This window comes from Pseudomonas sp. KH_040 (assembly GCF_057839305.1).
This window is the reverse complement of sequence record NZ_CM174487.1, coordinates 2,067,361-2,092,820: the sequence shown is the minus strand read 5'-3', so window position 1 is coordinate 2,092,820 and position 25,460 is coordinate 2,067,361. Positions and strand designations below refer to the sequence as shown.

General features: G+C 58.7%; 24 protein-coding genes and 1 tRNA gene. 14 read left to right on the top strand and 11 right to left on the bottom strand.

Annotation, left to right across the window (positions count from 1 at the left end):
- Positions 1–98: 98 nt before the first annotated feature.
- Together prpB and AC3IUF_RS09435 are read right to left on the bottom strand one after the other, a co-directional pair.
- On the bottom strand, positions 99–989 hold the full coding sequence (prpB, locus tag AC3IUF_RS09440; protein WP_007916432.1) for a methylisocitrate lyase: 891 nt from the start codon (positions 987–989) through the stop codon (positions 99–101).
- Positions 986–1,708 carry a GntR family transcriptional regulator gene (locus AC3IUF_RS09435; protein ID WP_172828118.1) on the bottom strand — a complete coding sequence of 241 codons (723 nt, stop codon included), beginning with the start codon at positions 1,706–1,708 and terminating at the stop codon, positions 986–988. The genes prpB and AC3IUF_RS09435 overlap by 4 nt, the downstream gene beginning before the upstream one ends.
- A gap of 357 nt (positions 1,709–2,065) precedes the next feature.
- Here AC3IUF_RS09435 and rloA point away from each other — a divergent pair, with 357 nt between their 5' ends.
- The 4 genes from rloA to pabB all read left to right on the top strand — a co-directional run bounded on the left by rloA (position 2,066) and on the right by pabB (position 6,835).
- Positions 2,066–2,602, top strand: coding sequence for a retropepsin-like aspartic peptidase RloA (rloA, locus tag AC3IUF_RS09430; protein WP_007916436.1), 537 nt, complete (start codon positions 2,066–2,068; stop codon positions 2,600–2,602).
- A 5-nt stretch (positions 2,603–2,607) separates the two neighbouring features.
- On the top strand, positions 2,608–4,143 hold the full coding sequence (gene rloB, locus AC3IUF_RS09425; RefSeq protein ID WP_007916437.1) for an osmotic stress tolerance membrane protein RloB: 1,536 nt from the start codon (positions 2,608–2,610) through the stop codon (positions 4,141–4,143).
- A complete protein-coding gene (locus AC3IUF_RS09420; protein ID WP_095189425.1) occupies positions 4,143–5,129 on the top strand; it encodes an alpha-L-glutamate ligase-like protein in 987 nt (328 codons plus the stop codon). Before rloB ends, AC3IUF_RS09420 begins: the two co-directional genes overlap by 1 nt.
- A gap of 362 nt (positions 5,130–5,491) precedes the next feature.
- Positions 5,492–6,835, top strand: a complete 1,344-nt coding sequence (pabB, locus tag AC3IUF_RS09415) for an aminodeoxychorismate synthase component I (RefSeq protein ID WP_007916442.1) — start codon at positions 5,492–5,494, stop codon at positions 6,833–6,835.
- 131 nt (positions 6,836–6,966) lie between these two features.
- Here the strand turns inward: pabB and thrH are convergent, their stop codons facing one another.
- Positions 6,967–7,584 carry a bifunctional phosphoserine phosphatase/homoserine phosphotransferase ThrH gene (gene thrH / locus AC3IUF_RS09410; protein WP_007916444.1) on the bottom strand — a complete coding sequence of 206 codons (618 nt, stop codon included), beginning with the start codon at positions 7,582–7,584 and terminating at the stop codon, positions 6,967–6,969.
- 166 nt (positions 7,585–7,750) lie between these two features.
- Here thrH and AC3IUF_RS09405 point away from each other — a divergent pair, with 166 nt between their 5' ends.
- The 3 genes from AC3IUF_RS09405 (at position 7,751) to AC3IUF_RS09395 (ending at position 11,386) form a co-directional block, all read left to right on the top strand.
- A complete protein-coding gene (locus tag AC3IUF_RS09405; protein ID WP_489280911.1) occupies positions 7,751–8,485 on the top strand; it encodes a phosphoadenylyl-sulfate reductase in 735 nt (244 codons plus the stop codon).
- Between the two features lie 578 nt (positions 8,486–9,063).
- Complete coding sequence (locus tag AC3IUF_RS09400) at positions 9,064–10,602, top strand: NCS1 family nucleobase:cation symporter-1 (protein ID WP_123374751.1); 1,539 nt, start codon at positions 9,064–9,066, stop codon at positions 10,600–10,602.
- 55 nt (positions 10,603–10,657) lie between these two features.
- Positions 10,658–11,386, top strand: coding sequence for an aspartate/glutamate racemase family protein (locus tag AC3IUF_RS09395; protein ID WP_489280910.1), 729 nt, complete (start codon positions 10,658–10,660; stop codon positions 11,384–11,386).
- Between the two features lie 120 nt (positions 11,387–11,506).
- Here AC3IUF_RS09395 and AC3IUF_RS09390 read toward each other — a convergent pair whose 3' ends face one another.
- Positions 11,507–12,433: a LysR family transcriptional regulator gene (locus AC3IUF_RS09390; RefSeq protein ID WP_042704851.1), complete on the bottom strand. Its 927-nt coding sequence runs from the start codon at positions 12,431–12,433 to the stop codon at positions 11,507–11,509.
- Positions 12,434–12,560: 127 nt separating this feature from the next.
- Here AC3IUF_RS09390 and AC3IUF_RS09385 point away from each other — a divergent pair, with 127 nt between their 5' ends.
- Positions 12,561–13,307, top strand: coding sequence for a 3-oxoacyl-ACP reductase family protein (locus AC3IUF_RS09385; RefSeq protein ID WP_007916450.1), 747 nt, complete (start codon positions 12,561–12,563; stop codon positions 13,305–13,307).
- Positions 13,308–13,379: 72 nt separating this feature from the next.
- On the opposite strand, the gene AC3IUF_RS09380 is transcribed toward AC3IUF_RS09385, so the two are convergent.
- On the bottom strand, positions 13,380–14,075 hold the full coding sequence (locus AC3IUF_RS09380; RefSeq protein ID WP_007916451.1) for an HAD-IA family hydrolase: 696 nt from the start codon (positions 14,073–14,075) through the stop codon (positions 13,380–13,382).
- A gap of 246 nt (positions 14,076–14,321) precedes the next feature.
- Between AC3IUF_RS09380 and AC3IUF_RS09375 the strand changes: the two genes are divergently transcribed.
- Both AC3IUF_RS09375 and AC3IUF_RS09370 read left to right on the top strand, forming a co-directional pair.
- A complete protein-coding gene (locus tag AC3IUF_RS09375; protein WP_489280909.1) occupies positions 14,322–19,106 on the top strand; it encodes an RHS repeat-associated core domain-containing protein in 4,785 nt (1,594 codons plus the stop codon).
- The gene (locus tag AC3IUF_RS09370; protein WP_447784310.1) at positions 19,103–19,408 is read left to right on the top strand and encodes a contact-dependent growth inhibition system immunity protein; all 306 of its coding nucleotides are present in this window, start codon (positions 19,103–19,105) and stop codon (positions 19,406–19,408) included. The genes AC3IUF_RS09375 and AC3IUF_RS09370 overlap by 4 nt, the downstream gene beginning before the upstream one ends.
- An 81-nt stretch (positions 19,409–19,489) precedes the next feature.
- On the opposite strand, the gene AC3IUF_RS09365 is transcribed toward AC3IUF_RS09370, so the two are convergent.
- The 4 genes from AC3IUF_RS09365 to AC3IUF_RS09350 form a co-directional block, all read right to left on the bottom strand.
- A complete protein-coding gene (locus AC3IUF_RS09365; RefSeq protein WP_185051886.1) occupies positions 19,490–19,657 on the bottom strand; it encodes a hypothetical protein in 168 nt (55 codons plus the stop codon).
- Positions 19,658–19,779: 122 nt separating this feature from the next.
- The gene (locus AC3IUF_RS09360; RefSeq protein ID WP_095124920.1) at positions 19,780–20,205 is read right to left on the bottom strand and encodes a glycine zipper domain-containing protein; all 426 of its coding nucleotides are present in this window, start codon (positions 20,203–20,205) and stop codon (positions 19,780–19,782) included.
- A 137-nt stretch (positions 20,206–20,342) separates the two neighbouring features.
- On the bottom strand, positions 20,343–20,714 hold the full coding sequence (locus AC3IUF_RS09355; RefSeq protein WP_007914079.1) for a glycine zipper domain-containing protein: 372 nt from the start codon (positions 20,712–20,714) through the stop codon (positions 20,343–20,345).
- Positions 20,715–21,038: 324 nt separating this feature from the next.
- Entirely contained in the window at positions 21,039–21,227 is a 189-nt protein-coding gene (locus AC3IUF_RS09350) for a hypothetical protein (protein ID WP_095114355.1), read from the bottom strand.
- Positions 21,228–21,467: 240 nt separating this feature from the next.
- On the opposite strand from AC3IUF_RS09350, the gene AC3IUF_RS09345 reads away from it, so the two are divergent.
- A complete protein-coding gene (locus AC3IUF_RS09345) occupies positions 21,468–21,746 on the top strand; it encodes a hypothetical protein (RefSeq protein ID WP_007914077.1) in 279 nt (92 codons plus the stop codon).
- A 60-nt stretch (positions 21,747–21,806) separates the two neighbouring features.
- Here AC3IUF_RS09345 and AC3IUF_RS09340 read toward each other — a convergent pair whose 3' ends face one another.
- Together AC3IUF_RS09340 and AC3IUF_RS09335 are read right to left on the bottom strand one after the other, a co-directional pair.
- Entirely contained in the window at positions 21,807–22,127 is a 321-nt protein-coding gene (locus AC3IUF_RS09340; RefSeq protein WP_007914076.1) for a YbjQ family protein, read from the bottom strand.
- A gap of 142 nt (positions 22,128–22,269) precedes the next feature.
- A tRNA-Ser gene (locus AC3IUF_RS09335) sits at positions 22,270–22,359 on the bottom strand.
- Between the two features lie 295 nt (positions 22,360–22,654).
- Between AC3IUF_RS09335 and AC3IUF_RS09330 the strand changes: the two genes are divergently transcribed.
- The 3 genes from AC3IUF_RS09330 to AC3IUF_RS09320 all read left to right on the top strand — a co-directional run bounded on the left by AC3IUF_RS09330 (position 22,655) and on the right by AC3IUF_RS09320 (position 25,389).
- Positions 22,655–23,344, top strand: a complete 690-nt coding sequence (locus tag AC3IUF_RS09330; RefSeq protein ID WP_007914074.1) for a crotonase/enoyl-CoA hydratase family protein — start codon at positions 22,655–22,657, stop codon at positions 23,342–23,344.
- Between the two features lie 216 nt (positions 23,345–23,560).
- Positions 23,561–24,283 carry a lysophospholipid acyltransferase family protein gene (locus AC3IUF_RS09325; protein ID WP_007914073.1) on the top strand — a complete coding sequence of 241 codons (723 nt, stop codon included), beginning with the start codon at positions 23,561–23,563 and terminating at the stop codon, positions 24,281–24,283.
- Between the two features lie 134 nt (positions 24,284–24,417).
- Positions 24,418–25,389: a magnesium and cobalt transport protein CorA gene (locus tag AC3IUF_RS09320; RefSeq protein ID WP_007914072.1), complete on the top strand. Its 972-nt coding sequence runs from the start codon at positions 24,418–24,420 to the stop codon at positions 25,387–25,389.
- Positions 25,390–25,460 lie beyond the last annotated feature (71 nt).

The following is a 25,460-nucleotide window of genomic DNA, read 5'->3' as shown; positions in this document are numbered from 1 at the left end:
GAGTGTGGCGAAAAGATTGCAGCCTCGTTGCACTCGTCAGCTCCTACAGGGGAATGCGGTTCATGTAGGAGCTGCCGCAAGCTGCGATCTTTTGATCTTTATTTCTTCGCGGCAAACAACGCGTCGAGCTTCTGCTCGAACGTGTGGTAATCGATGCGATCGTAAAGCTCCATGCGAGTCTGCATGGTGTCGATGACATTCTGCTGCGTGCCGTCGCGACGGATCGCGGTGTAGACGTTTTCCGCCGCCTTGTTCATCGCGCGGAACGCCGACAGTGGATACAGCACCAGCGACACGTCGGCGCCGGCCAGTTGCTCGGTGGTGTACAGCGGTGTCGAACCGAACTCGGTGATGTTGGCCAGGATCGGCGCTTTCACGCGGTTGGCGAACAGCTTGTACATCTCCAGTTCAGTGATGGCTTCCGGGAAGATCATGTCGGCGCCGGCCTCGATGCACGCCGCTGCGCGATCGAGAGCCGACTCCAGACCTTCCACCGCCAGCGCATCGGTACGCGCCATGATTACAAAGCTGTCATCGGTACGGGCATCGACGGCGGCTTTGATGCGATCGACCATTTCCTGCTGACTGACGATTTCTTTGTTCGGACGGTGGCCACAGCGCTTGGCGCCGACCTGATCCTCGATGTGAATCGCCGCCGCGCCAAACTTGATCATCGACTTGACCGTGCGCGCGACGTTGAACGCCGACGAACCAAAACCGGTGTCGACGTCGACCAGCAGCGGCAGATCGCAAACGTCAGTGATCCGCCGAACATCGGTCAGCACGTCATCCAGACCGGTGATGCCCAGATCCGGAACGCCGAGGGAACCTGCGGCCACCCCGCCACCGGACAGGTAGATCGCCTTGAAACCGGCGCGCTTGGCCAGCAGCGCGTGGTTGGCGTTGATCGCGCCGACCACTTGCAATGGGTGCTCGCTGGCGACCGCATCGCGGAAACGCTGGCCTGGAGTGCTGTGCTTGGAACTCATGACTCACCTCGTTCAGTGGCTGTCTTATTGTGGGCGCCGTCCTGGTAATGACGGGCGATGTTGCGTTTCGAGGCGCCGATGTGACGGCGCATCAACAATTCCGCGAGTTCGCCATCACGGTCGGCGATGGCATCGAGAATCCGGTGGTGTTCGGCAAAGGCCTGGCGCGGGCGGTTCGGCGTGGTGGAAAACTGGATGCGGTACATGCGCACCAGTTGATACAGCTCGCCGCAGAGCATCTGCGTCAGCGTGCGGTTGCCGCTGCCCTGGATGATCCGGTAGTGGAAGTCGAAATCGCCTTCCTGCTGGTAATAACCAACGCCGGCCTGAAACGCGGCGTCGCGCTCGTGGGTTTCCAGCACTCGGCGCAGCTCGTCGATTTCTTCGACGCTCATGCGTTCGGCCGCCAGACGGCAGGCCATACCTTCGAGGGATTCGCGGATTTCGTACAGTTCGAGCAGTTCGGCGTGGCTGAGCGACACCACCCGCGCGCCGACGTGCGGTACGCGCACCAGCAGGCGCTGACCTTCCAGCCGATGAATCGCCTCACGCAACGGCCCACGGCTGATGCCGTAGGTGCGCGCCAACTCCGGTTCGGAGATCTTGCTGCCCGGGGCGATTTCGCCTTTGACGATGGCCGCCTGAATGCGTCGGAAGACGTTTTCCGAAAGCGTCTCGGAATCGTCGCCGCTGATGACCGGGGGATCGAGTTGATCCAGCATGATTGTCGACACCTTTAAATCCAATGCGGCAAAAACTAGCCAATTCGCCCGCATCAGTCAAAGGATAAATAGACATTGTCGACAATCGTCTAATAACCTTAAAAGATCGCAGCCTTCGGCAGCTCCTACAGGTCGCACGCAAATCCAATGTAGGAGCTGCCGAAAGCTGCGATCTTTTGATCTTTTATAGACCGGTGCAGGCGCTGGCGCCATAAACCCACCGTGCTAGAATGCCGCCCGCATTTGCTGGCCATTTGTACGGCTTGTCATAAAAAGCTGATAGGCACACGAAGGGCCTTGCGCAAGTTTTGCCAAGGACCTGAACCGAAAACGGAACGCTGCGCACCAGGATTTATGAGACTCAAGCCTTTTCCTACATTCTTTGCCCTGTTTTGCCTGCCCGGCCTCGCCGCCGCGGGGGAAAAAACCGTGTACGGCCTCAACGAATACGCTTCGCTTGACGGCATCAATCTGGAAGTCGCGGCCAAACTCGACACCGGGGCGAAAACCGCCTCGCTGAGTGCCCGCGACATCAAACGCTTTAAACGCAACGGTGAGTCCTGGGTGCGCTTCTACCTGGCCATCGACGCCGCGCATTCGCACCCGATCGAACGGCCGCTGGCGCGGGTCAGCAAGATCAAGCGCCGCGCCGGCGACTACGACCCGGAAGAAGGCAAGAAGTACACCGCCCGTCCGGTGATCGAGCTGGATATCTGCATGGGATCAGCGCTGCGCAGCATCGAAGTGAACCTGACCGACCGAAGTGCGTTCCAATACCCGCTTTTGATTGGCTCCGAGGCGCTGAAACGCTTCGACGCGCTGGTCGACCCCAGTCTTAAATACGCTGCCGGCAAACCCGCCTGCACCATCGCCGCTCATACCGCCGAGTAATTTCCATGCGTTCTCTAACCTTCCACCTGAAAATCCTGATCACCATTCTGGTGCTCCTGGGCGTTTCGGTTACGGCCTATCAGATTTTCGTGCTCGGCATCCCGGTGACCGAAGATGCGACCGACGACTTGTGGAACATCGACGCCAAGGTCGAATTCGTCGCCAGCACCAAGGATCCGGTGAAGATCCAGATGTTCGTGCCGCCGTTGAGCCGCGATTACGTCAGCCTCAACGAGAGCTTTATCTCCAACAACTACGGCGTCGCCGTGAACCGCGTCGACGGCAACCGCAAGGTCACCTGGTCGGCGCGCCGGGCCAAAGGGAATCAGACGCTTTATTACCGTCTGGTGCTGACCAAGCGTTACACCGCGGAAAAATCCAAGATCAAAGGCCCGACCTTCCGCGACAGCATGGTCATCGAAGGCCCGGAGAAAATCGCCGCCGAAGCACTGCTCGCGCCGATCCGCCAGCATTCCGCCGACGTCGAAACGTTTATTGGCGAGGCGATCAAACGCGTCAACAACGTTAACGACGACAACGTGAAACTGCTGCTGGCCGGCGATCCGTCGACGCCGCACAAAGCCAAAATCGTTGAACTGCTGCTGTCCATCGCCCACGTGCCGGTGGAAAAAGTCCACACCATCCGCCTCGTCGCCGACCAGCCGCAAACGCCTGAACTGTGGCTGCGCAGCTTCAACGGCAACGACTGGCTGTACTTCAATCCGGAAACCGGCGAACAAGGCCTGCCGACCGACCGTCTGCTGTGGTGGACCGGCGATGAGAACCTGATCACCGTCGATGGCGGCAAGAAGGCCAACGTGACCTTCAGCCTGAATAACAGCGAGATGAACGCGATTCGTCTGGCCAAGCTGACCGACGAAAACACCGACGCCAACTTCCTCGAATACTCGCTGTACGGCCTGCCGCTGCAGACCCAACAGACGTTCATGATCATGGTGATGATCCCGATCGGCGTGCTGGTGATCCTGATCCTGCGCAACCTGATCGGCCTGCAGACCCTCGGCACGTTTACCCCGGTGCTGATCGCCCTCGCCTTTCGTGAAACGCAGCTGGGCTTCGGCATTCTGCTGTTTACCGTGATCACGGCGTTGGGTCTGTCGCTACGTTCGTACCTGGAACACCTGAAGCTGCAAATGCTGCCGCGACTCTCGGTGGTGCTGACCTTTGTCGTGGTGTTGATCGCGGCGATCAGTCTGTTCAGTCATAAGCTCGGTCTGGAGCGCGGCTTGTCTGTTGCGCTGTTCCCGATGGTGATTCTGACCATGACCATCGAACGCCTGTCGATCACTTGGGAAGAGCGCGGTGCCAGCCATGCGATGAAAGTCGCGATTGGTACGCTGTTTGCCGCCTCGCTGGCGCACCTGATCATGACCGTGCCTGAGCTGGTCTATTTCGTGTTCACCTTCCCGGCGATCCTGCTGATTCTGGTCGGTTTCATGCTGGCGATGGGTCGTTATCGCGGCTACCGCCTGACTGAGCTGGTGCGTTTCAAGGCTTTCCTGAAGAAGGCTGACGCCTGATGTTCGGTTTCTGGAAGACCTGGAAGGCCCTCGAGGCGCGGGGCATCATGGGCATCAATCGGCGTAACGCCGACTACGTGCTCAAGTACAACAAGCGCAGCCTGTACCCGATCGTCGATGACAAGATCATCACCAAGGAGCGCGCCATCGCGGCCGGCATTCACGTGCCAGAGCTGTATGGCGTGATTTCCACCGAAAAGGAAATCGACAAGCTCGGCGAGATCATCGGCGGGCGCAGCGACTTCGTGATCAAACCGGCCCAAGGCGCTGGCGGTGACGGCATCATTGTCATCGCCGACCGTTTCGAAGGTCGCTATCGCACGGTATCGGGCAAAATCCTCGCCCACGAAGAGCTTGAGCATCACATCTCGAGCATCCTCACTGGCCTGTATTCGCTGGGCGGCCATCGTGACCGGGCGCTGATCGAATACCGCGTGACCCCGGATCAGATCTTCAAAAGCATCAGCTACGAAGGTGTGCCGGACATCCGCATCATCGTGCTGATGGGTTATCCGGTGATGGCGATGCTGCGCCTGCCGACCCGGCAGTCGGGCGGCAAGGCCAACCTGCACCAGGGCGCGATTGGCGTGGGTGTCGATCTGGCGACCGGTTTGACCCTGCGCGGCACCTGGCTGAACAACATCATCACCAAACACCCCGACACCACCAACGCGGTGGACGGCGTGCAACTGCCCTACTGGGACGGTTTCATGAAACTCGCCGCGGGCTGTTATGAGCTGTGCGGGTTGGGCTATATCGGCGTGGACATGGTGCTCGATCAGGAGAAAGGTCCGCTGATTCTGGAGCTCAATGCGCGGCCGGGGCTGAATATCCAGATCGCCAATGACTGTGGGCTGACGTTGCGCACGCACGCGGTGGAAGCGCGTCTGGAAGAGCTGAAGGCGCGTGGGGTGACGGAATCGGTTGAAGAGCGGGTGGCGTTTACCCAGGAAATGTTTGGGCATATTCCTGCTGTCGAGGGCTAAAAGCTGAAGAGCCCCTCACCCTAACCCTCTCCCAAAGGGAGAGGGGACTGACCGAGGTGGATGTTGGAGGTACGCCGACCTGAACGTCTTGAGTCGAACTCAGGCTTGAAAGGCATGAAGATCTGCTCCCTTCCCCCAAGATATCGAGCCGAACCCTGGCCTTGAAAAGCATGCAGATCGGCTCCATCCCCCAAGATATCGAGCCGAACCCAAGTTTGGAAAAGCCCCCGATCTGCTCCCTTTCCCCCTCGCCCCCTTTGGGGGAGAGGGCTGGGGTGAGGGGGTAGGCTTTTGATTTTGATCTGACAGCCGAGAGAGGACTACAATCCCCACCCCGCCTCAACGGCCGATCTGCCCCGCCCATGTTGACCTGCTCCGTACACCCGCTGCCCTACCGCGCCAATCCCGCCGACTATTTCGCGGCCATCCGCAACGCGCCTGGCGCCGTGCTGCTCGACAGCGGCCGACCGAGTGCCGACCGTGGCCGTTATGACCTGCTCAGCGCCTGGCCGCTGGAACAACTGGCGGTAATGCCGGACGAAAGCGGCGATCACTTCCTGCAGCGTCTGCGCGACAATCTGAATCGCCTCGGCGAAGCTGATTTGCCAACGGGTTTCGACCTGCCCTTCGCCGGCGGTTTGATCGGCTATCTGAGCTACGACTTCGGCCGCCATCTGGAAAACCTGCCGAGCCAGGCCCGCGATGATCTGCAATTACCGGATGCACGTTTTGGCCTGTACGCCTGGGCACTGATCAGCGATCACCAGACGGCCAGCAGCCAACTGGTGTTTCATCCATCCGTGATCGATAGCGAGAAACAGCGGCTGATCGCGCTGTTCAGTCAGCCGCTTGTCGAGTTGATGGCGCCGTTCAAACTGAACCAGCCAATGACCGCCGATCTCTCGGCTGACAACTACCGCCAGGCCTTCGAACGCATTCAGCATTACATTCAGGCCGGCGACTGCTATCAGGTCAACTTCGCCCAACGCTTCCGCGCTTCGTGCCAGGGCGACCCATGGCTGGCTTACTGCGCATTGCGCAAGGCCTGCCCAACGCCGTTCTCCGGTTTCCAGAGCCTGCCCGATGGCGGCGCCGTGTTGAGCCTGTCGCCGGAGCGCTTCGTCAAAGTCAGCCAGCGTCAGGTGGAAACCCGGCCAATCAAAGGCACTCGCCCGCGTGGCCTGACGCCAGCCGAAGATACCGCGAACGCCGCCGAACTGCTGGCCAGCCCCAAGGATCGTGCGGAAAACCTGATGATCGTCGACCTGCTGCGCAACGACCTCGGCCGCACTTGCCGCATCGGTTCGGTGCGGGTGCCGGAGTTGTTCAGCCTGGAAAGCTATCCGAACGTGCATCACCTGGTCAGTAGCGTCACCGGTGAACTGGCCGATGATCGCGACGCACTGGATTTGATTGCCGGCAGTTTCCCCGGCGGCTCGATCACCGGCGCGCCGAAGATTCGTGCGATGCAGATCATCGATGAACTGGAGCCGACCCGGCGCGGGTTGTATTGCGGCTCGTTGCTGTACCTGGACGTGCGCGGCGAGATGGACAGCTCCATCGCGATTCGCAGTCTGTTGGTCAAGGATGGGCAGGTGTGTTGCTGGGGCGGTGGCGGGATTGTCGCTGACTCGGATTGGCAGGCTGAGTATCAGGAGTCGATCACCAAAGTCAGAATCCTCCTCGAAACCCTGCAAAACCTCTGAGTAATGATCGTTCCCACGCTCCGCGTGGGAATGCAGCCCGGGACGCTCCGCGTCCCATCCAAAGCCGAACGCGGTACGTCCGTTGAGGCATTCCCACGCAGAGCGTGGGAATGATCGTCAGGTGGTTGGGTTTACAGGCTGAGGTCGCGGTTTGAGGCCTTAAGGAATTCCTGCTTCAACTCGGCAAAGGTGTGCACCGCGGGGAACTGCGGGAACTCGCGAATCACATTCTCCGGCGCGTGGAACAGAATCCCCGCATCCGCCTCGCCCAGCATCGTCGTGTCGTTATACGAATCCCCCGCCGCAATCACCCGGTAATACAGGCTTTTGAACGCCAGCACCGACTGGCGCTTGGGATCTTTCTGACGCAACTGATAGCTGGTCACCCGCCCGGTTTCGTCAGTGATCAGACGATGGCAAAGCAAGGTCGGGAAGCCCAACTGGCGCATCAGCGGCTGTGAAAACTCGTAAAACGTATCCGACAGAATCACCACCTGAAAGCGCTCGCGCAGCCAGTTGACGAACTCCACCGCGCCGTCCAGCGGCTTCAGTGTGGCGATCACTTCCTGAATGTCCGACAGCTTCAAACCGTGCTCATCGAGAATGCGCAGACGCTGCTTCATCAGCACGTCGTAATCGGGAATGTCCCGGGTGGTGGCCTTGAGGGATTCGATTCCGGTTTTTTCGGCGAAGGCGATCCAGATTTCCGGCACCAACACCCCTTCAAGATCCAGGCAAGCAATTTCCACAAGACACTCCCGTTTTGTATTGATTATTTGAGTCGAGCGAGGGCGAACTCTAGCGACTCACAGGCAGACGCGCAACGCACGGCAGGCCCCCGAGCCGTGCAGCTTTTTGTTACCATCAGCCCCATATAGAGCGCCCAGCGCCACCGACCTGTAGGAAGCCGCCCTGATGAGTGCAACGTTCGACGTCGTGGAACTCGCCACGACCTATGCCAACAAATCCGCGCAAGACATTCTCAAACTCGCGTATGCCGAGTTCGGCGATGACTTGTGGATATCTTTCAGCGGCGCCGAAGATGTGGTGCTGGTGGACATGGCCTGGAAGCTCAACAAGAACGTCAAGGTGTTCAGCCTCGACACCGGCCGTCTGCACCCGGAGACCTACCGCTTCATCGATCAGGTGCGCGAGCACTACAAGATCGATATCGAGCTGGTGTCGCCGGACTACACGAAACTGGAGCCGTTCGTGAAGGAAAAAGGCCTGTTCAGTTTCTACAAGGACGGCCACGGCGAATGCTGCGGCATCCGCAAGATCGAACCGCTGCGGCGCAAACTGTCCAGCGTCAAAGCCTGGGCCACCGGCCAGCGCCGCGACCAGAGCCCGGGCACTCGTAGCGCCGTGGCGGTGATGGAAATCGATACCGCGTTCTCCACCCCGGAGCGCACCCTGTACAAGTTCAACCCGCTGGCGCAGATGACCAGCGACGAGATCTGGGGTTACATCCGCATGCTCGAGCTGCCGTACAACAGCCTGCATGAGCGCGGCTTTATCAGCATCGGCTGCGAACCGTGCACCCGCCCTGTCCTGCCGAACCAGCACGAGCGCGAAGGCCGCTGGTGGTGGGAAGAGGCGACGCAGAAAGAATGCGGGTTGCATGCCGGGAATATCATCAGCAAGGCGTAACTCCCTGCCGCGCTGATTTCCCCCTGTAGGAGTGAGCCTGCTCGCGATAGCGGTGTACCAGTCGATGAATTTTTTGGCTGATACACCGCTATCGCGAGCAGGCTCACTCCTACATGGATTTGTAGCGACTCCAGAAATGTGTACACACGAATGTCACCATCGGTGCCATTTATGTGTGCACTTTTTACTTTCAGCGCCCTGAAAAGTTACATCCCTGCCAAAAGCACCTCGCCTCCGCCCGCCATCAAAATCCCCCGCCAAAAATAAATACCTGTTCGAACGGTCAATTTTTAACCAGCCAATTTCAAAGACTTAGCACTCATCGATAACTTTTCGAAATGAACACGGCCGCCTATAGATCCGCAACTGGCACAAATCTGGCTTTGGTGCATACATGTTTTGTATACAAAACTGCAAAACATAAAACCACTTTCGATCCGCAAGCCTGAAGCGCCCTATCCCGTACAGGCTGCAGATGCCCCGTAACCAGTGATGCTTTCACTGCTGCGACGAAGATTTGTCGAGCCTGACGGCTTATGCACAGTCATCGCAGCCTTGAACATCAGGAGCCTGCCGGAATGCGTACAAGTCTCTCCAACAACATCGCGCTGAATCTGCCCGCCTCTGTCCCCGCTCAACCGTTACCTCATGACGGTCTGAGCGAGCCGTTACAACTCAGTCCGCGCCTGCACAACAATGATCTCGCGCCGACCAAGGCCGAAGGTCGGCGCTGGGGCAAATACAGCATCTTCGCCCTGTGGACGAATGACGTGCACAACATCGCCAACTACTCGTTCGCCATCGGCCTCTACGCCCTGGGTCTGGGTGGCTGGCAGATTCTGCTGTCGCTGGGGATCGGCGCGGCGCTGGTGTACTTCTTCATGAACCTGTCCGGTTACATGGGGCAGAAAACCGGCGTGCCGTTTCCGGTGATCAGCCGGATCAGTTTCGGCATCCACGGCGCGCAAATTCCTGCACTGATCCGGGCAGTAATCGCCATTGCCTGGTTCGGGATTCAGACGTATCTGGCGTCAGTGGTTTTCCGCGTACTGCTGACTGCCGTGCATCCGGGCTTCGCCGAGTACGACCACGACTCGATTCTTGGCCTGTCGACGCTGGGTTGGGTGTGCTTCGTGGCGATCTGGTTCGTGCAACTGGCGATTCTGGCCTATGGCATGGAGATGGTTCGCCGTTATGAAGCGTTTGCCGGGCCGGTAATTCTGCTGACCGTGGCCGCCCTCGCCGCGTGGATGTACTTCCAGGCGGACGCGACCATCGCCTGGTCGATCCGCGAACCGCTGACCGGTGGCGAGATGTGGCGCAACATTTTTGCTGGCGGCGCGTTGTGGCTGGCGATCTACGGCACGCTGATTCTGAATTTCTGCGACTTCGCCCGCTCTTCGCCGTGCCGCAAGACCATCAAGGTAGGAAACTTCTGGGGTTTGCCGGTGAATATTCTGGTGTTCGCTGCGATTACCGTCCTGCTATGCGGTGCGCAATTTCAGATCAATGGCCGGATCATCGAGAGCCCGACCGAGATCATTGCCTCGATTCCCAACACCTTCTTTCTGGTACTCGGTTGCCTGGCGTTCCTGATCGTCACCGTGGCGGTGAACATCATGGCCAACTTCGTCGCCCCGGCCTTCGTGCTCAGCAACCTGGCGCCGAAGTACCTGACCTTCCGCCGCGCCGGGCTGATCAGCGCCACCATCGCCGTGTTGATCCTGCCGTGGAATCTCTACAACAGCCCGTTGGTGATCGTGTACTTCCTGTCTGGCCTCGGCGCCCTGCTCGGCCCGTTGTACGGCGTGATCATGGTCGACTACTGGTTGATCCGCAAAGGCCGGATCAACGTGCCGCAGCTCTACAGCGAAGATCCCAACGGCGCCTATTACTACAGCCGAGGCGTCAATTTCCGCGCGGTGGCGGCGTTTATTCCTGCGGCGTTGATTGCCATCGTCCTGGCGCTGGTCCCGGGTTTCCACAGTGTCTCGCCGTTCTCCTGGCTGATCGGCGCCGGGATCGCCGGAATGCTCTATCTGATCATCGCCAAACGCCAACCGCACTACGCCGACATCAGCGGCGAATCGATCGCTGTCGACAACGTCTGCCATTAACTCCCTCGCGGCCCGGACTTCGGGCCGCAGAACTGCCCGCTATAAGGATTTCCCCATGCGTATTCTCGTGGTCAACGTCAACACCACCGAATCCATCACCGAAGCCATCGCCCGCTCGGCGCAGGCTGTTGCGTCACCCGGTACCGAAATCGTCGGTTTGACGCCGTACTTCGGTGCCGACTCGATTGAAGGCAACTTCGAAAGCTATCTGGCGGCCATCGCGGTAATGGATCGGGTGATGTCTTACGATCAGCCGTTCGATGCGGTGATTCAGGCCGGTTACGGCGAGCACGGCCGCGAAGGCCTGCAGGAATTGCTCAATGTGCCGGTGGTGGATATCACTGATGCGGCGGCGAGTACGGCGATGTTTCTCGGCCATGCCTATTCGGTGGTGACCACGCTGGATCGCACCGTGCCGTTAATTGAGGATCGGCTGAAATTGTCCGGTCTGTGGAATCGGTGTGCTTCTGTTCGGGCCAGTGGTCTGGCCGTTCTGGAGCTGGAGCACGAACCGCAGCGTGCGCTGGAAGCGATCGTGCATCAGGCTGAACTGGCGGTGACGCAGGACAAAGCCGAGGTGATCTGCCTGGGTTGCGGTGGCATGGCCGGGCTGGATGAACAGATTCGTCGACGCACTGGCGTGCCGGTGGTGGACGGGGTGACAGCAGCGGTGACGATTGCGGAATCGCTGGTGCGCTTGCGCTTGTCGACGTCGAAAGTGCGGACTTATGCAACGCCACGGCCGAAGAACATCATTGGCTGGCCGGGGCGGTTTGCCCGCTGAGGTCATCAGCGAAAACCGAGTCAACCCATTCGCGAGCAGGCTCGCTCCCACAGGGGAAATGCACTCCAAATGTGGGAGCGAGCCTGCTCGCGAAGGCCACACCTCGGTCTGATACCTTGCTCAGATAGCACTGAACCGCCGCGCCAACCCCTGCTCCGCAAACTGCTCAATCACATAATCGACAAACGCCCGAGTCTTGCCCGGCAACAACTTATGCTCGGCGTAGTAAATCGAAATGTTGCCATCATCGACAAACCATTCCGGCAGCACTCGCTGCAACGTCCCCGCCTCCAGATACCCGACCGCAAACGGCATGCTCACCAGCGCGATGCCCAAGCCTTGTGCTGCTGTCCTGCAAGCGGCCTCGGAATCACTCATGGTCATCCGCGCCTTGAGCATCAACGGCTGACAGTTCTGTGGATTGCGTCCGGTCAATTGCCAGGAACGCACGCGTCCGGTCTGCGGCGAGCGGATCAGAATGCCGTCGTGATGATTAAGGTCATCCGGCTCGATGATCGGCGGATGGGCCTGTAAATAGTCGGTAGACGCGACCAATATCCGGTGCGCCGGGCTCAGCTTGCGCGCGATCACGCCTTGCGGCAGTTCGAAACCGCCACCGATGGCCGCATCAAAGCCCTGGGCGATCAGATCGACCTGTCGATTATCGAAATGCCAGTCCGGATTGATCGCGGGGTAGCGCTGCAGAAACTCACCCAGCATCGGCACGATATGCAGACAGCCAAACGCGGCGCCCATGCTGACTTTCAGCGTTCCCGCCGGCAGCCCTTCGACGCTGGAGAGATTGGCCACGGCATTTTGAATGGTGGTCAGGCTACCGCTGACTTGATCCAGAAACAGTTGTCCGGCCTCGGTCAGTGTCAGGCTGCGTGTACTACGCTGGAACAGCCGCACGCCGAGCCGAACCTCGAGTTTGGCCACGCTCTTGCCGACGGCTGCCGGGGTCAGACTCAAGCGTCGTGCGGCCTCGGCAAAGCTGCCGACTTCGGCACTGCGCACGAAGCATTCAATGCTGCTGAAGGTTTCCATGATCGCCACTATAAACTTCTGGTTTACACAGACTATAGCAATCATGGTCTACACAGTTGTCGATACTACGCCGATACTCGCCACCAACACCAAGGCACTCCCGCCTTGAACACTCTGGAGATCGAACATGACCACTCAACACCTCGGCGGCAAAGTCGCTCTGATTCAAGGCGGTTCCCGTGGTATCGGCGCAGCCATCGTCAAACGTCTGGCCGCTGAAGGCGCTGCAGTAGCCTTCACTTACGTCAGCTCCGCGGCGAAAGCCGAAGAGTTGCAGAACAGCATCACCAGCAACGGCGGCAAAGCCCTGGCGATCAAGGCCGACAGCGCCGATGCCGCCGCCATCCGCCACGCCGTCAGCGCCACGGTCGAAGCCTTTGGCCGCCTCGACATTCTGGTCAACAACGCTGGCGTGCTGGCTGTTGCACCGCTGGAAGACTTCAAACTCGAAGATTTCGACCAGACCGTGGCAATCAACATTCGCAGCGTTTTCATCGCTTCCCAGGAAGCCGCCAAACACATGGGCGAAGGCGCACGCATCATCAACATCGGCAGCACCAACGCCGACCGCATGCCCTTCGCCGGCGGCGGTGTGTATGCGATGAGCAAATCGGCGCTGGTCGGTTTGACCAAAGGTCTGGCCCGCGACCTCGGCCCTCGTGGCATCACCGTCAACAACGTGCAACCCGGCCCGGTCGATACCGACATGAACCCGGCGCACGGTGATTTCGCTGAAAGCCTGATCCCGCTGATGGCGGTCGGTCGTTACGGCAAAGCCGAAGAAATCGCCAGTTTCGTTGCCTATCTGGCAGGCCCGGAAGCCGGTTACATCACCGGTGCCAGCCTGACCATCGACGGTGGTTTCGGCGCCTGATTTATCTGAGTCGACTGAACGAAAAACGCCGCCCCTCTGTTTACACAGGGGCGGCGTTTTTTTGTCAGATGTTTACGCCCATTCCAGCGCCGGCAAGCCACAGGCACTTGGCGTGAACGCTTTCAGGCTACGAAGAATCCCGTCAGCGTGTGCGTATTTTTCATCGGCCATGGCGGCATCGGGGATGGCGATCGCGGTCATGCCGGCGGCTTTCGCGGCGGTCACACCGAACGGTGAATCCTCGAACACCAGGCAATCCTCAGGTGCCACGCCCAAGCGTCGGGCAGCGGTCAGAAAGATATCCGGCGCCGGTTTGGCCGCGCCGACTTCCGGATCGTCTGCCGTGACAATGAAATCGAACAGCGCGAACCAGTCGCGGTGCAGCGTGGTTTTCTGGCCGAACGACTGACGCGAGGAACTGGTACCCACGGCAATCGGGATGTTGTGCGCCTTGAGATGGCGAATCAGTTCCTCGGCACCCGGCATCGCTTGCGCGGTGGGGAAACGCTCGCGCATTAGTGGCTCACGGATCACCAGAAACTCTTCGGCGGTGATCGGCAGATCCAGTGCCTGCACCACGTAATTGGCCAGATCGTTGGCCCCGCGACCAATGATGTTCTGCTTGATGCTCCAGTCGAAAGTGCGCCCGTAACGCTGGGCAATCAGCGAGGTGACTTCGGTGTAAATGCCCTCGGTGTCCAGCAGCAAACCGTCCATATCGAAAATCACGGCCTTGATCGGGCCGAACGCCTTCAGCGGTGCATTCATCATCGGATCCGTTAACAAAGACATCCCGGGCGGCACGGTTGGTGCCGCTACGCGGATCTGATTAAAGGGTTCAGCAGCATAACGAGCGCGACGGACATTGAGCAACGGGCAATGTTTGTTGGGCGATGAACTACTCGCAGATATTTAGCGAAACATCCTACAGATAACGCCTACTCGCCCGACTTCTTTCCTGATTGATCCCCCGCAAAGTCCCCGCACCTTTTTGATGTGCGCGAGAGACTGCGAATGCTTCCAACCGATCGGCTTCTGGTCCTGAACAACAGCATCGGCCTGCTCGTTGTTGCTGCTTTGAATCCCGATGAGCCGGATTTCGAACACCTGATCCGCGAGTTTCGCCTGTGTCTGAACCACTACGACGCTTGGGCCGAGCAGTTCTGGAGCGGGACCGCGCTGGATGTCGAGCAGGTGTTTACTGTCGGCAACGACGTGCGCCTCAGCGCGCCGATCAAGTCGCGCCAGCCGCTCAGTTCATCGGTGGTCATGTGCCCGGCCAGCGGGGCGCTGACGCTGGTGCACATGTTCGACGCCGCGCGGTTTGTGCCGATTGGCGATACCCCGGTGACCCTCGAGCCGGTGCTTGCCGATGTCGGCGGCGTACTGACTTTCGGCGAAGCGCTGCATTACACCATCGGCCCCAGCGGCATTCTGCAGGTGACCGACTGCGATCGGGGCCAGCGTTATCGCATCACCTTCTTTCCCGATGTTTCCACCGACCATGTGCGTGCTCTGTATGCCTCTTATCAAGGTGTCATTGCAGGCCTGGAGGGCTGGCTACGCTCTGAGTGGGCAGGGTTTCAACCACAATGGACGGAGTTTTCCAGCGCCGGGTTTCTTGAGCGTTACGGTCAGTTGCAACACGCCGACTGGCGCGGGTTCGAGCAAGCCCTGAACGGCGTTTGGGATGACATCAAACAGCTCTTTGCCCTCCTCGCCGACTTGCAGGCCAACAGCGCAAAACTTCTGGAATACCTCAGCGAGGCCGAGCTTGAGGCGTTGTTGAATGCCTCCAGCGACGCCATTGCCAACGGTCTGCTGGTCCTCAGTGACGAACCGCTGCTGTTCATTCATCTGGCCGCGTTTACCAGTTGGCTGAAGATGCTCCCGCCGCAGTATCTGGCTGAAGTGGTGGCCGAGGTGCGGGCCGAACTGCTGATCGGTTTTCTGCTGACGTCGTTGTCGGGTGGCGTCGGCGTGCCACTGCGTTTGAGCAGCAAAGTGCTGGCGAAGATCAAGTCGCCCCGGGCTCGAGAGTGGTTGGCGGCATCCGCGTTGCGGTTGGCGGAACTGACTTCTGCGCCGGAGCTGAATAGACACGCGGGCGCGTTGAAGCCACTGATGTTTCACGCGCGTGACGTTGAGTTGAAACCGACACCGTCGATACCGCTGAACATTCGTCAGGCCGATTCGCTGGTGTTGACGGTGCCGAATCCGGCGCCTGTGGTGCGGGACAAGCCTGGCGCTTCGAGCCGAATGGAACGGCATGAGCCTCACGACGACTCGCCGGATCAGGCGAAAAACCCCAACGGCGACAGCGCTGATTGCGTGCCGCGCACCTGCACCAACGGCTGCCCGGTGTCGATGGTCACCGGTGAAGAACTGCTGACCCTGAGCGATGCGGTGCTTGATGGCGTGTTGCCGTTTGAGTTTGCGCGGTTGTATCGCTCCAGCGCTGCTGAGATCAATGTCGGGCTGGGGTTTGGCTGGAGCCATTCGCTGGCGCATCGGCTGGAGTTTTTCGCTGATGAGGTGGTTTGGGTCGATCACGAAAACCGTCGTACCCGCTTTCCAGTGCCGAGCGTTGAACGACCGGCGATTCACAACAGCCTGTCGCGGGCGGCGATCTTTCTGGGTGATGAACCGGAAGAGCTGATCCTGGCACTGGCCGGGGAAACGGCGCGGTTCTATCACTTTCGCGCAGGACGGCTGACGGCGATCAGCGATAGCTATGGCAACCGTCTGACGGTGCAGCGCGATCGCTCTGACCGGGTGCAGCGACTGGACAACGGCGCCGGGCGTTCGCTGCTGTTGCGCTATGACCGCGCGCAGTTGGTTGGTGTGGATTACCAGGTGTTTCGCGACGGTGCCTGGAGCACCGAACAGGCGCTGGTCAGTTACCGCTACGACGCCTATCAGCACCTGATCGAAGCGACCAATGCCGTCGGTGATAGCGAGCGTTACGACTACGACGACGCTCACGTAATCCTGCAGCGGCAACTGGCGGGCGGGGCGAGCTTCTTCTGGGAGTGGGAACGGTCGGGCAAGGCTGCGCGGTGCGTGCGCCACTGGGCATCGTTTTCGCAGATGGACACGCGTTACGTCTGGAATGACGACGGCAGCGTCGCAGTGCATTACGTCGATGGCACCGAAGAGACTTACGTCCACGACGAGCGTGCGCGGCTGGTGAGTAAAGTCTCGGCGGATGGTGGCGAACAGCTCAAGGCCTATGACTCCTCGGGGCGGTTGATCGCCGAGCAGGATGCCTTGGGTGCGGTCACCGAATACCGCTACGACGAGGTCGGACGGCTGGTGGCGCTGATTCCGCCGGCTGAGACGCCAACGTCCTACGAGTATCGCAATGGTTTCCTGCATAAACGCTCTCGCGGTGACGCGGTGTGGATCTACCGGCGCAATGCCGAGGGCGATGTCACCGAGGCGGTCGATCCGGACGGCCAAGTTACGCATTACTACTACGACATCCGTGGGCAGTTGCTGTCGATTCGCTACCCGGACAGCAGTCGGCATCGGTTGGTCTGGAATGCCCTCGGCCAACTCATTGAAGAGACCTTGCCCGACGGTGGCGTGCGGCGTTTTTCCTACGACGCGCTGGGGCGGCGGACCACAACCGCCGACGAACACGGTGCGGTCACCCGTCAGCATTGGGATGCGGTTGGCCGACTGATCCAGACGACATTTCCTACCGGCAGCACCCGCGCCTACAGCTACGGCGCCTACGGTCAGGTCACTGCCGAGCGCGATGAACTGGGGCGCATCACCCGCTACGAATACGACGACGATCTGCACCTGGTCTCGCGGCGGATCAACCCCGACGGCACGCGGGTGCAGTACCGCTACGACCATGCGCAACTGCTGCTCACCGAGATTGAAAACGAGTCCGGGGAAAAGTACCGGCTGGATTACACGCCGACCGGGCTGATTCGCCAGGAAAGCGGTTTTGATGGTCGGCGCACGGCGTACGCCTATGACCTCAACGGCCATCTGCTGGAGAAGACCGAGTTCGGTGATGACGGCTCTTGTTTGCTCACTGCTTATGAGCGCGATGCTGCCGGGCGTCTTCTGGCCAGAACCCTGCCCGACGGCATCAAGGTCACCTACCAATACGACCGCCTCGGCCGTTTGATTGGGGTCGACGACGGCCAGCAACACCCGCTGGCCTTCGAGTACGACCGTCAGGACCGGCTGATCACCGAGCATCAAGGCTGGGGCTCCCTGCGTTACCGCTACGATGCCTGCGGCCAGCTCAAGCGCATGCGCCTGCCGGACAACAGCGTGCTCGACTACCGCCACGCCAAGGGTGGCGCGCTGACCGACATCGACCTCAACGGCACGCCGCTGACCCGTCATGTCTATCAGTCCGGACGCGAACGGCAACGCCAGCAGGGTTTGCTGCTCAGCGAATACACCTACGACGATCAAGGACGATTACTCGCGCATGCCGTAGGCCATCAGCGCGATGCGTTGTTCCGCCGCGATTATGCCTACAACGCCAACGGCAATCTCGCGCACATCGCCGACAGCCGCCACGGCCAGCGCACCTACGGCTACGACGCCCTCGACCGCCTCATTCGCGTACGCCACTCGCGCGACGAACTGCCGGAAAGCTTCGCCCACGACCCGGCCGGCAACCTGCTGATGCAGGACCGCCCCGGCCCGAGCCAGATCAAAGGCAACCGCCTGCTCATGCAGGGCGACCGCCACTATGACTACGACGCCTTCGGCAACCTGATCCGCGAACGTCGCGGCCGCGCCCAGACCCTCGTCACCGAATACCGCTACGACAGCCAGCACCGCCTGATCGGCCTGACCCGCCCCGACGGCCAGACCGCCAGCTATCGCTATGACGCCTTCGGCCGACGCATCAGCAAAACCGTCAACGGCGAGACCACCGAGTTTTTCTGGCAAGGCGAGCATCTCGTCGCCGAAAGCAGCGAAAACGAATACCGCAGCTACGTCTACGAACCCGGCACCTTCCGCCCCCTCGCGCTGCTCGACGGCAAAGGCCCGCAAAAAGCCTGCCCGTTCTACTACCAACTCGACCACCTCGGCACCCCGCAGGAACTCACCGACTACAGCGGCGACATCGTCTGGTCCGCGCAATACGACGCCTACGGCAAAATCGCCGCACTGACCCTGGCCGGTGAGGACTACCTGAACCAGCCGCTGCGTTTTCAGGGGCAGTACTTCGATGCGGAAAGCGGGCTGCATTACAACCGGCACCGGTACTACGACCCGAGGCTGGGGCGGTATCTGACGCCGGATCCGATCAAGTTGGCCGGTGGGCTGAATCAGTACCAGTACGTGCCGAACCCGACGGGGTGGGTGGATCCGTTGGGGTTGGCTTGTACTCCGTGCCCTGGAGCGATACAGGCAGATGGGCCTTATAGTCAAATTGTTCCAGGTGGGGGATTAGCAGCGCACGAAGCCCAAGGTGGGCATTTGATTATCAAGCATGTTGGAAGAACTGATACTCAACTGGCTCAAAGACTACAAGCAGAGCCGAACATTCCTGCAGCTTCTACTTTCATGAATCGCGCCGAGGCTGAAGCTGCAGTATCTGAAGCATTAAGCTCGAATTCGCAAAAAGTGACTCATTTCTTGAACAGCAACAAAGGGAAAACGAGTTTTTCGCATGATCTCGGTCGACCAGTGGGTGTGAGTATGCTCAATGGCCTTACGCACTCACAATCAGCATCAAAATTACTATTGGTCTTGAAAAAAGACCCTGCGCTACCTTTGGGATATTTTTTACTAACGGGATTTCCAGAGCTATGAAAAGTGACTTTCCAGAGGCTCAAGATTTTTTTGGCGCCTACTTTCATCAAGACTGGCTGGTGGAGCACGACACAGCTGATCAAGTGATTGACGATTTTTTGAGAAACTCCGACAAGAAAGTATTGCTATTAGTCCGTAACGAGCTGCAAACCTTACTCAGCCGAAGGCTAAATGAAATGGACCTACGGGCGTTTTTGTTAAAGGAACTGCATTGCTACTACTGTTACTGGAACGAATGGGCATCTGGCGAAGTATGGCTACATCACATCGAAAGGAAGTTAAACGAAAGTCTGGCTGACTAGCATGCACACCTATAAGGGCCTGAAATTACAGGCCCAGTAGATTCAGGTTCAGATAACTAGGTTTGGTTTGAAGACAAGCGTTCACTGCTCATCCTCGTCCTCGTCGTACTCCATATCCGCCTCATCCGAATCATTCAGCGGCACCGTCGCATCATCCATCAGTGAGCCCGGATCTTCATTCCCCGGATCATTGATAAACGGCAATCCACTCGAACCTTTCTCTTCCTTGCCCTCAGTTTCGGGAGTCATGGCAAACCTCATCATCTCGTGGCGTGTATGACGTTCGAAAAGCCCCACAGCCAATCGTTCCGAAGTCCGACGAGCAAATGCAAAAAACCCGGCAAAATGCCGGGTTTCCGTTTAACCATCCATCAATGATGGCGGTTTTTATGTTTGTTCTTGTTCTTGTGCTTGTGGCCACCACCCGAATGAGATCCGCCATCGTCACCGAGGTTATTGCCGACCGCACCACCGGCCGCGCCGCCCAACCCAGCGCCAATGGTCGAACCGGTCGAGCCGCCGAGGCTGTTGCCGACGACCGAGCCGCCCGCCGCGCCGAGACCACCGCCAATGGCGGCTTCGGTTCGATTGCGTTTGTTCGCCCCGACGGCACTGCCGGCCGCGCCGCCAACGCCTGCACCTACCGCTGCGCCAGTACTGCCACCGAGTTGTCCACCGACCACATTGCCGAGCGCGCCGCCCAGGCCGCCACCCACAGCGGCGGTGCCATCACCAGCGGCCATCGCCCCTTGTGCTACCAGCAAACCGAAAAACAGTGCAGATAATGACAAGCGCATATGAACCTCACAGTTCCCGAAGCGGGACAGTCCGCCCAGACATGGGCCTATGTGAGATTGGAGACGCAAACCGGGAAAACGTTCAGCCATGAAAAAGCCCGACATTGAGCCGGGCTTTTTCTGACAAACGATCAGTCTCAGTGACGCTTGTGTCCTTTGGACAAGTTGCTGCCCACTGCGCCGCCAGCTGCGCCACCCAGGCCAGCACCAATCGTGGCGCCGGTCTTGCCGCCCAGGCTGTTGCCGATCACCGAACCACCGGCTGCACCGACACCGCCGCCAATCGCCGCTTTGGTCCGGCTACCCTTGCGCGCCGCCACTGCGCTGCCCGCCGCGCCTGCTACGCCAGCACCAATGGCCGCGCCAGTGCTGCCGCCCATTTTCTGGCCGACGACATTACCCAGCGCGCCACCCAAACCACCGCCCAGCGCCGCAGTGCCATCACCGGCAGCCATTGCACCTTGAGCAACCAGAAGCCCCAGAACCAGAGCGGGCAGTGTTAAACGCATGACGTAAACCTCAAAATAGGGATGACAAAAAGGGCCGGGATTTAATGCCGTCGCCGCGCAAAAGTCCAGACGAAATCAGAGGCTTCGCGCACATGGCGCCGATTGGACAGCGATTCTGCAAAAGGTTTTATGACAGGCAAAAAAAAGCCCGCTGGGGAGACGGGCTGGAGACTTGCTTTCTAACGGATGGCTTCACCCTACTGCGGCAGACGTGAAAAGTTTGTGAAAGCAAATTGATTTTTGCCGCCATCGAATGTAAGAAATTTCTTCACACGCACAGTCATAAAAAAACCCCGATCGATGACGGGGTTATTCAGACAAAGATTATTTTCTGGCTCGCGTGGTGACCTTGGGGAGAAATTTCGCCTTCGGTCCCTTGGGTGCCGTGGATTTGATCTTGCCGATCTGCACTGGATCTTCGCCAAATCCAGACTGATACTCAGTCTGGCCGCACCGTACGCAGTTGTTGAAGGAAAATTCAGCGCCATCGTCTTCGATATACGGATCAGTCATATCTTCGCCCCTTCGCAACAGATCGACACCGGCAAAACCCGTTTTGCCTGAAAAATATCGACCTCCAATGCTTTTGAGACTAGTTGGTCACTCTTGGACTTGTGATTCAGATTAGCTGGCGCCCGACGAGTGGCCTCAAAAAAATTAAACTCGACCACGAACCGCTGGTCTTGCTTTGCTAAAGAATTCTGCCGACAGGCCGTTGCCCTTTTTTATACAAATGAATCTCAAGGAGAGAACATGCAAATCAACGGATTCCCGAATCTGCCCGTCGTAAAGCTCACGGACGAACAAATCGCTGCCGGCAAAGCCGGGGGTGAACTGCTCAAGGACAAGATCGCTTCCGGTGAAATCACCATCAAGTATCCGGACAAGCCGATTCTGCAGCCTGGTGTCATTTACCATCCAAGCGAGCCAGCGCAACCGAGCCAACCTTCGGACACGCCTACTCTTGTCGCCATCGACACACCACTGACCTACGACTCGAGAGGCACGGTAATCCTCAAGCCACAGGGCTGATGGCGTAGAAAAAGAGCCCATCCATTATCTGGACGGGCTCACATGACCAGCGATCGACATTCAGCGCAATTTCACCGCTGTCCCCGTCGCAAACACCACAACCATCCCGCCCTTCCCGCCAGGCATGCTGATCTCGAAGTCCACCCCGACCACTGCATCCGCCTGCAAAGCACGCGCCCTCTCCCTGATTTCTTCGGTGGCCTGAACACGCGCCTCCTTCAAAGCCCGCTCTAGCGTCTGCGAACGTCCGCCGAAAAAATCGCGCATACCGGCGAACATGTCACGAATCACATTGACGCCCTGCACCGACTCGGCACTGACAATGTCCAGGTATGCCGTGATTTGCCGACCTTCAATGGTATGAGTGGTGGAAATGATCATGGATGTCGTCCCTATACGGAGGAATAAATTCGCGATTGTAATGGCTCAAAGCGGACTTCACGCCGCTGCCAATAAAATCCAGACGCCAGAAACCACAAAACCCCTGACTTCTTTCGAAATCAGGGGTTTTGTGTACTGAATGTGGCGGTGAAGGAGAGATTCGAACTCTCGATACAGTTTCCTGTATACACACTTTCCAGGCGTGCTCCTTAAGCCACTCGGACACTTCACCGTATCTCTTCAAACATGTTCTGTCTGTCGAGGCGCGCTAATGTAGTCGAAAGCTTTTGCGATGGCAAACTTTTTTTCAGAATTTTCATGCGGTTAAGAGAAAAAGTCGTTTTGCCCGCTGGCAGCCCATGGCAAACCGGCCAATCTTCGGTGGGCGTGGCCCTTCTATATAGAAGCAGAACGCCTCGCCACGCTGGACGGGCCGGGAAACGGTGACTGGCGGGTCAGTCACGGCGCTTTACCTGGCCTGCGGCGGTGGGTAACGTCTGCCCATCTTTCTTACAAGGAATAGCGTCATGAGTGAGTTGATTTCCTACCACCTCGAAGACGGTATCGCGACCCTGACTTTGAGCAACGGCAAGGTCAATGCCATTTCTCCGGACGTGATTGCGGCATTCAACGCGGCGCTGGATCAGGCGGTAACTGATCGTGCCATCGTGATCATTACCGGTCAGCCGGGGATTCTGTCCGGCGGCTATGACCTGAAAGTGATGACTGCCGGCCCTAAAGAGGCGGTGGCACTGGTAACTGCGGGGTCGACGTTGGCGCGTCGCCTGCTCTCCCACCCGTTTCCGGTGATCGTCGCTTGCCCGGGTCATGCCGTGGCAAAGGGCGCTTTCATTCTGTTGTCTGCCGATTACCGTATCGGTGTCGACGGACCGTTCAGCATCGGTCTGAACGAAGTGCAGATCGGTATGACCATGCACCACGCCGGTATCGAACTGGCGCGTGATCGTCTGCGTCGCTCGGCGTTCCACCGCTCGGTGATCAACGGCGAGATGTTCGATCCGCAAAGCGCTGTAGATGCCGGTTTCCTCGACAAGGTGGTTGCCGCCGAGGAGCTGCAAGCTGCCGCCCTCGCCGCTGCGCGTCAGTTGAAGAAGATCAACATGCTCGCGCACAAGAATACCAAGTTGAAAGTACGCAAGGCGCTGCTGGAAACCCTGGATAACGCGATCATCCAGGATCAGGAACACCTGGGTTAACCACCCGTTTATCTCTTCAAGAAAAGCCCGACCGTCGTGTCGGGCTTTTTCTTGTACGCCTGGTTTAAAAGTCTGCGGCCGCTCTAGGACAGGTCTGACCCTCCATTCGGAAACATGCGCTTAAACATCGGCTATCTCCGGACTCTATAGTGGCAATTGCCGAAAACAGTGCACATCCGTACACTGCGCCACCTTTTGTCCCGGTGGGGCCTGAAAATGCTGTTCGTGTTTCGTATGTTATTGATGGGCCTGCACTTTATTCTGGCCGGCGTGCTCGGAGTGATTCTCGGGATCTGCCGCCCGTTCAATCCGGACAACAGCCGACTGTGCGCCCGCCTCTACGCGCTGCCGGCAATGTGTATTTTGCGTTTACGGGTGAAGTCCGATGTCAGTGGATTGATGAACAAACCTGACAGCTGCGTGATCATTGCCAACCATCAGTCCAACTATGACTTGTTCGTGTTCGGCAACGTAGTGCCGCGTCGAACCGTGTGCATTGGCAAGAAGAGCCTCAAGTGGGTTCCGTTGTTCGGGCAATTGTTCTGGTTGGCCGGCAATGTGTTGATCGACCGTGGCAATGCGCACAAGGCGCGCCAGTCGATGCTCACCACTACCAATACCTTGCAGAACGAAGACACCTCGATCTGGGTGTTCCCGGAAGGCACGCGCAATCTCGGCGAAGAATTGCTGCCCTTCAAAAAAGGCGCGTTCCAGATGGCGATTGCCGCCGGTGTGCCGATCGTTCCGGTTTGCGTCAGCAGCTACATCAAGCACATGCGCCTGAATCGCTGGCGCAGCGGGAAAATCCTCATACGCTCGCTGCCGGCGATTCCTACAGCCGGACTGACCATGGACGACATGCCCATGCTCATCCATCAGTGCCGCGAGCAGATGCGCGAGTGCATTGAATCGATGGACCGGCAACTGCAAGCCGCCTAAGAAGACAACCCGCCCTGTGCGGGTTTTCTTTTGCCCGGTGAACTGTACAGATTTCACTGACTCTCAAGCAGCGACACGGCTAAGCTGAAGCCTTGTATTCCCTGCCACCTGCCAAGAAGAAGTGAATCACCACCATGGGTCGAGTTGTTGCTGCTGCGGTATACAGCGCAGGCAAGAAAGTCACCAATATTACCCTCGACGAAGGCGCCGCCTGGGCCGCGAAAACCGGTCACTTTGTCTGGATCGGTCTGGAAGAGCCGGACGCTCAGGAGCTGTCCAATCTGCAACGTCAGTTCAACCTGCACGAACTGGCCATTGAAGACGCCCTGGAAAAACACAGTCGGCCGAAGCTGGAAACCTTTGGCGACGCTTTGTTTATCGTCACCTACTCGCCCATCCGCGAACACGGCGTTCTGCAGTTCATCGAAACGCACATCTTTGCCGGCAAGGGCTACATCATCACCGCGCGTAACGGTCACTCGGCGTCCTACGCCCATGTCCGCCAACGTTGTGAGGCACGCCCGCTCTTGCTGGAACACGGGGAAGATTTCGTACTGTATGCGCTGCTCGATTTCGTCATCGAGAACTACCAACCGGTGGGCGAAGCCATTCATGCCGAAATCGATGAACTGGAACGCAACGTGTTGTGTAGCGCGTTGAACGAGCGTGACATCCAGAAGCTGCATGGCTTGCGCCGCGATGTCGTGCGCCTGCGCCGGTACGCGGCGCCGATGGTCGAAATTGGCGAGGAACTGCAGAAGCTGAGCTTCCCGTTTATCGACAAGAACATGCGCCCGTACTTCCGCGATGTGCAGATCCACGTAACGCGGCAGATGGAAGACCTGAGCACACTGGCCGATATCGCTAGCCAGACCATCGAGATCGGTGTGTTGCTCGAGGCTTCACGGCAAAGCGTGGTGCAGCGCAAGTTTGCTGCCTGGGCGGCGATTCTGGCGTTTCCGACGGCGGTGGCGGGGATTTACGGGATGAACTTCCAGAACATGCCGGAACTGAGTTGGCACTATGGCTACTTCGGTGTGCTGGGGTTTATTACGGTGGGATGCGTGAGTTTGTGGGCGAGCTTCAAGAAGTCCGGGTGGTTGTAGAGCGGACCGAGTTGTCTGGAACATTCGCGAGCAGGCTCGCTCCCGCATTGATCGGTGGCGCACCGAAAATC